Here is a 6353-nt window from a genome sequence, read left to right as displayed (position 1 = left end):
CGGCATTCGCGAGCGGCGAAGAGGTGCCGGCGCACGTGCTGGACGTACGGGCCGACGGCATACGCCGTGCGAACCTGATCGACGCCACGCCCATCGGCGCGAACGTACGCTCCACGGTTGGCACGTATTCCGGCGTGCTCGACGATTTGCGCAAGGCGTTCGCCCGGCTCACCGAGTCCAAGAAGCGGGGGCTCAAGGCCGGCGACTTTTCGTACAACACCGGTAGCTTGCGCTGTCCCACGTGCGACGGCACGGGGCAGATATCGCTGGACGTGCAGTTCTTGCCCGATGTGGATATCCCGTGCCCCGATTGCAATGGCGCGCGCTACGGTCGCGATGCCTACGGCGTTCGTCGCCCGGTGGAGCACGGGGAGGAGTCACGTGGTGGAGAGGAGGCGCGCGGCTCTCGCTCGTCTTCTACCGATTCCGCCGCGGTCGCCTCGCTTTCTTCATTCGCGTCCGGGAATTCACGCGGTTTTTCCGATGAAACGCGTAAAACCCCGGGCATCAATTGCGGTTCAGGCGGCGATTCTCCGGCTGCGACGGATACGGAGGACATCGGCGCATTTGGCGGCGAGTCAGTCGACTTCGACGAGGACATCTCACTGCCCGAGCTGCTGGCGCTCACGGTTGACCAGGCGCGCGAGAAAGTGTGCGGTCTGCGCAAGGTGGAGGAGAAGCTGAGCATTCTGCACGATTTGGGCCTGGGATATCTCACACTGGGCGAGGCCACGCCGGCGCTTTCGGGCGGCGAGGCACAGCGCCTGAAGCTGGCGAGCGAGCTCACGCGCAATCAAGCCGATGCCCTGTTCGTGTTCGACGAGCCTACGATCGGCCTGCATCCGCTCGACGTGGAGGTGCTGCTTGCCGTGCTGCAGCGGCTCATCAACAACGGCGCCACCGTGGTGGTCATCGAGCACGATCTGGACATGATTTGCAACGCTGACTATGTGATTGATATGGGTCCCGGCGGCGGGGAGGACGGCGGGCGCGTGGTGTGTGCCGGCACGCCGGAGGAGGTGGCCGCCTGCGAGGCCAGCGTCACCGGCCGCTTTATCGCCGAAGAGCTGGCGTAACCTTCAGCGACTGCAGATATGCTTTTTGTTCGGGCGTGAGGCGACGGCTTTCGCGGGCTTTTTGGAGCGATTTGTTATGCGTCCACGTGTCCAGCAAGATAGGGCGGCGCTCGAACAGCGGCAGCGTAGCCTCGGGCTGCTTGATGAGCGCGAAGCTGAAATACCAGGCCCGCGCCATGTTGATGTAGTACTCGGGGCGGTCGATGCGCACCACGATGTCCAGCTGATCCGGCCTGAATGCGTCATCGAGGAACAGCGTCATCAGCTGCACCACGCCAAAGCGTACCACGTATTCGGTGGCGGAGTCGGGGATGCCGGGTAGGCAGCAGGGCGACGGAACTGCGATGAGCGGATAATCGCGGCCGGCATTGTCTGCGTCATCGGGCGAGGCAACCGCTCCATCGGAGGAGGCATCGCGGGCGTTGGTGCGTGGGACACCTGCGCTTCCTGCCGCGCACCATGCGCGAATCTTTTCCAGCGTGGCGGGCAGGTCGCGCTTGAAAGCGGGCGCTTTGATAAGGTCGCAGGTGGCCCAGTTGTCCACGTGGGGAAGGAAGGCGTCCAGCATGTCGAACGCTTCCTGCGGCGTTTTTGCCAGGAGCCCGATGAGTTCGCCGTGCAGGTTCATTTCGTCGTAGAGCTCGTGCGCGGAGCTGGCGATGAACGCCCGTGCCTCATCGGGGCGCGTTCGGGCGAGCGTGCGCGCGTACTTCCGCAGTGCTGGCATGCGTACGCCCAGAATGCGCTCGGGCTCAACGGTGGGCACGAGCTTCGCCTGGAATTCTTTGTATGTCGGATCGGCAAGCGCCGCAAGCTCGTCTGCAATCGTCATGGTGGTGACCCTTTCTGCTAAGGGCGTATTCGTTCACTCGCGCCATTGTAGCGAAAGGCATCGCAATCGGCGTCGCTCTTCGCCCTTCGGCTGCGCCAGAGGCCAATGTCGCTCGTCGCGCGTGTGGTGCCCGTCATCTTGGTCGGGCGCACCAGGGACGCTTCAGGTGCCGCTCGCCAGTGAATGGTATCCCGTCATTTTGACGCTAAAATTGCCGCTGCGGGCCGGTTTTAGCGTCAAAATGACGGGATATGTTAGGCGTGGGCATGTGGAGCGCGCGCAAACTTGTGCAATCAGCCGCGCAAGATAAGGCGCGTTTGCGCTATACTATCTCGTTACATGCGTTGACGAAGATTCGGAACGCGCAGGGCTTTGCCGCAAGAGAAGGGTTTCATCGGCTGGAAGAACCCGGCAAGGCGCGCGTTACCGGTTTCCCTTCCGAGCAGCGCGGTTGAACGCGGGGCGAGCGTCAGGTCGTTCGCGGCGGTTCGGCGGAATGTCGAACGGCGGCGAGGTGGCGGATCGGGCCGGCAGGATGCCAGGTCCTCCGTCATGAGGTTCAAGCTCGCGGATGCCCAGTAGGCCGCGACGGGTGCTCCCGTTACAGAGCCCAATGAGCGGACGGATGCGTTCGCAAACGGCGGTTGCCTTCGGTGCCAAGCGCATCGCGGGCAGCATCAAAGGCTTCGGCCTGGCGCGTTTGCAATCGCCCGTCAACCAAGGTGGTACCGCGAGAGCCCTCTTTCGTCCTTGGATTCATCGGTCGCAAGGCCGGCGAGTAAGGACGAATGAGGGCTTTTTAGTTGGGCGGCTTTTCGCGGATGCCGTGCTGGGCCAGAGCTTTGGCAGGCGCCGCGTGAGCCACAGGAAACGAAAGCGAGAGGTGACATGGCGGTAGTCGACGAGCTTATCGAGTTGAAGTCGGCCACGCTGGCGAGCATCGAGGGCGCGGCCGATACGCAGGCGCTCGAGGCGGTGCGCGTGGGCGTGCTGGGCAAGAAGGGGTCGCTCACGGGGTATCTGCGCTCCATGGGCCAGCTTCCCAAGGAGGAGCGCGCGAGCGTTGGCAAGACGGCCAACGAGGTGCGCAACGCGGTTGAATCGGCGCTCGAGGCGCGCAAGGCGATGCTTGAGCGCGCCGAGCTTCTGGCGAAGATGGACGCCGAGGCTGTGGACGTCACGCTTCCCGGCCGCGCGCAGCAGATGGGCACGCGCCATCTGATCAACCGCATCGCCGGTGAGGTCTCCGAAATCTTCCTGGGCCTGGGCTACTCCATCGCCCAAGGCCCCGAGGTGGAAACCGAGTACTACAACTTCAACGCGCTGAATGCGCCGGAAGACCACCCCAGCCGCGGCTTGGCCGACACATTCTACGTGATCGACCGCTCCAATGACGAGCACATGCACGTCAAGGGCGAGTCCGGCGTGCTGCTGCGCACCCAGACCTCGCCGGTGCAGGCCCGCGTCATGGAGGCGCAGAAGCCCCCCATCTACATCATCAGCCCCGGCAAGGTATATCGCCGCGACGTGGCCGACCCGTCGCACCTGCCTCAGTTCCATCAGATCGAGGGCCTGGTGGTGGACGAGGGCATCACCTTCGGCGACCTGAAGGGCACGCTCGAATATGTGTGCAAGCAGATCTTCGGCGAAGACCGCAAAACCCGCTTCCGCGCGCACTACTTCCCGTTCACCGAGCCTTCCGCCGAGGTGGACGTGAGCTGCGGTGTGTGCGGCGGCTCGGGCCATACGCATGACGGCGAGCGCTGCCGCATGTGCAAGGGTACCGGCTGGCTGGAGATCCTGGGCTGCGGCATGGTTGACCCCAACGTGTACGGCTATGCCGGCATCGATCCCGAGAAGTATTCCGGATTCGCGTTCGGCATGGGCGTGGAGCGCATCGCCTGCCTGAAGTACAACGTGCCCGACCTGCGCATGCTCGTCGAGGGCGACATGCGTTTCCTCCGTCAGTTCTAAGCGCGACGGCAGCGGGGAACAGGACCGCCTGCTCAGACAGTCCTGCTCGCTCGAACATGCCGGGAACGGCATGTTCGGCTCGTGCGGAACTCGCGACCGGCCCCGTTCCCTGCCGCCTGCGGATGAAAGTTTGGACTCTCTTTGCGCGCCTCTTGACTTGCGACATATGCATCCCCAGCGATGCACGTTGAACTTCAGGAGGCGATACATAGAAGGGAAGGATAGATGAAGGTTTCTCTTAAGTGGCTGTCCGAGTATGTGGACGTGCCCTCTGATATTAAGGCGTTCTGCGACAGGCTCGACCTTACTGGTACGGGCGTGGAAGGCGTGGAGCGCACCGGCGACAACTTCGACGGCGTGGTGGTGGGCCATGTGCTCACCTGTGTCGAGCATCCGGACAGCGACCACATGCATGTGGTGACCGTGGACGTGGGCGCGGGTGAGCCCGTGCAGATTGTGTGCGGCGCGCCGAACATTGCGGCCGACATCAAGGTGCCGGTGGCCACGGTGGGCGCGGTGCTGCCGGGCGAATTCAAGATCAAGAAGTCCAAGCTGCGCGGCGTGGCCTCCAACGGCATGTGCTGCTCCAAGCGCGAGCTGGGCATGGGCGCCGATCACACGGGCATCTGGGTGCTGCCCGAGGACGCCCCCACCGGCATGCCCATCGCCGACTACCTGGGCCAATCCGACACGGTGCTCGACCTGGAGATCACGCCGAACCGCCCCGACAGCCTTTCGATCACGGGCTTCGCGCGCGAGGTGGGCGCGATGTACCAGCAGGATTGGAACGACCCCACGTCCGAGATGGCGGCCAAGCTGCAGCTTGACGCCGAAGGTCCCGCCGTGGAGGACCTGGTGAAAATCGACGTGGAAGACGACGTTCGCTGCCCGCGCTACACCGCCCGCGTGATTCGCGGCTGCAAGGTGGGCCCCAGCCCCGACTGGATGGTCGAGCGCCTCGCCGCCATCGGTCAGCGCTCTATCAACAACATCGTGGACGTGACCAACTACATCCTGTTCCTGCTGGGTCAGCCGCTCCATGCGTTCGACCTGGCCAAGCTGCAGAACGAGCAGGGCGTCGCTCACATCGTGGTGCGCGCCGCCAACGAGGGCGAGAAGCTTGTCACGCTCGACGGCGAGGAGCGCGAGCTCACCGAGGACATGACCGTCATCTCCACGCCTGAGCAGGGCGCGGTGGCACTCGCGGGCGTCATGGGCGGCCTGGACACCGAGGTGACCGAGGAAACGGTTGACATCCTGCTGGAGGCTGCGGCCTTCGAGGCGGGTCGCACCAGCCGCACCAGCCGCAACCTGGGCCTCATTTCCGAGAGCTCCATGCGCTACGAGCGCGGCGTGGACGACAACGGCATCGAGGCGCGTTCCGCCGCCGCCGCTGCCCTCATCGCCGAGGTGTCGGGTGGCACGGTGTGCCACGCTTCCGGCAACGATGCGGGCATCGTGGACGTGTGGGGCAAGAAGACCGAGCCGTACGACCTGCGCTTCCGCATCGACCGCTTCAACAAGATGATGGGCTCGGACATTCCGGTCGAGTTCATCGAAGACATCCTGACCCGCCTGGGCTGCACCGTGAACCCGACCGACGACGCCGGCGTGCTTGCCGTGGTGGCGCCCACGTTCCGCCCCGACCTCGAGCGCGAGATCGATCTGTACGAGGAAGTGCTGCGCCTGTGGGGCATGGACCGCATCGAGTCCACGCTTCCTGGCGGCCCGGGCCGCGTGGGCACGCGCAGCGTCGAGGAGCTCAAGCTCGACATCGTCAACGACGCCCTGCGCGCGAGCGGCATGAACGAGACCATGACCTACTCGTTCGCCATGCCCGACGACCTGGAACGCCTGCGCATGAAGGAAGACGGCCTGGGCGAGCCCGTGGAGTTGATTAACCCCATGAACGCCGAGCAGTCCATCCTGCGCCGCACCATCATCCCCGGCCTGCTGCGCAGCGTGGCGCATAACCAGGCGCACGGCGTGAAGAACATCCAGCTCTACGAGATCAGCCGCACCTTCCACGCCGCCGAGGGGCGCCAGCTGCCCAAGGAGCGCCAGAAGGTCGCCGGCGTGCTGGTGGGCTCTATGCACGACGATGCATGGAACGCGCCCGCCGTGGCCTTCGATTTCTTCGACGGCAAGGGCGTGGTGGAAAACCTGGTGCGCGAGCTGGCAATTCCGAAGTTCCATGTGAAGCCGCTTGATGCCGAGGACGCGCCGCATCTGCAGCCTGGTCGCGCCGCGCAGCTGCTGTCCGGCGGCATCGAGCTGGGCTGGCTGGGCGAGATTCATCCGCTGGCTCTGGACGCCTTCGACGTGCAGGGGCCGGTCGTGGCTTTCGAGCTCGATCTGGCTGCGCTCATCAAGGCCAGCGAGCCCGCGCGTCCCTACGTGGATGTGCCGCAGTTCCCGGCTGTCACCATGGACGTCGCGTTCGTGGTGGACGAGGCCGTGACCAACGAGCG

Annotated in this window: 4 protein-coding genes and 1 pseudogene; 3 read left to right on the top strand and 2 right to left on the bottom strand. The window is 64.7% G+C overall.

The genetic code is table 11. From position 1 onward, the window contains the following. A pseudogene (locus Q0J60_RS06930) lies at nt 1-1076 on the top strand (hypothetical protein); the annotation flags it as partial. Here the strand turns inward: Q0J60_RS06930 and Q0J60_RS06925 are convergent. Both Q0J60_RS06925 and Q0J60_RS06920 read right to left on the bottom strand, forming a co-directional pair. After that, nucleotides 1054-1908, bottom strand: a complete 855-nt coding sequence (locus Q0J60_RS06925; protein ID WP_294439919.1) for a DNA alkylation repair protein — start codon at nt 1906-1908, stop codon at nt 1054-1056. The pseudogene Q0J60_RS06930 and the gene Q0J60_RS06925 overlap by 23 nt on opposite strands. Nucleotides 1909-2243: 335 nt before the next feature. Beyond that, nucleotides 2244-2462 (bottom strand): hypothetical protein, encoded by a 219-nt coding sequence (locus tag Q0J60_RS06920; protein WP_294439917.1) that lies wholly within the window; start codon nt 2460-2462, stop codon nt 2244-2246. A 334-nt stretch (nt 2463-2796) separates the two neighbouring features. Between Q0J60_RS06920 and pheS the strand changes: the two genes are divergently transcribed. Both pheS and pheT read left to right on the top strand, forming a co-directional pair. Beyond that, nucleotides 2797-3882: a phenylalanine--tRNA ligase subunit alpha gene (gene pheS / locus Q0J60_RS06915; RefSeq protein ID WP_294439915.1), complete on the top strand. Its 1086-nt coding sequence runs from the start codon at nt 2797-2799 to the stop codon at nt 3880-3882. A gap of 225 nt (nt 3883-4107) precedes the next feature. Beyond that, nucleotides 4108-6353 (top strand): phenylalanine--tRNA ligase subunit beta (gene pheT / locus Q0J60_RS06910; protein WP_294439883.1); only part of this gene is annotated, 2246 nt, incomplete at its 3' end.

Source organism: uncultured Slackia sp. (genome assembly GCF_944321625.1).
Taxonomy (GTDB): Bacteria; Actinomycetota; Coriobacteriia; order Coriobacteriales; family Eggerthellaceae; genus Slackia.
The sequence above is the reverse complement of the archived record's forward strand: the minus strand, read 5'-3'. Positions and strand labels throughout refer to the sequence as shown.

Coding starts and splice junctions, on each gene's coding strand:
- pheS (WP_294439915.1), top strand. CDS start 2,797: ATGGCGGTAGTCGACGAGCTTATCGAGTTGAAGTCGGCCACGCTGGCG.
- Q0J60_RS06920 (WP_294439917.1), bottom strand. CDS start 2,462: ATGACGGAGGACCTGGCATCCTGCCGGCCCGATCCGCCACCTCGCCGC.
- Q0J60_RS06925 (WP_294439919.1), bottom strand. CDS start 1,908: ATGACGATTGCAGACGAGCTTGCGGCGCTTGCCGATCCGACATACAAA.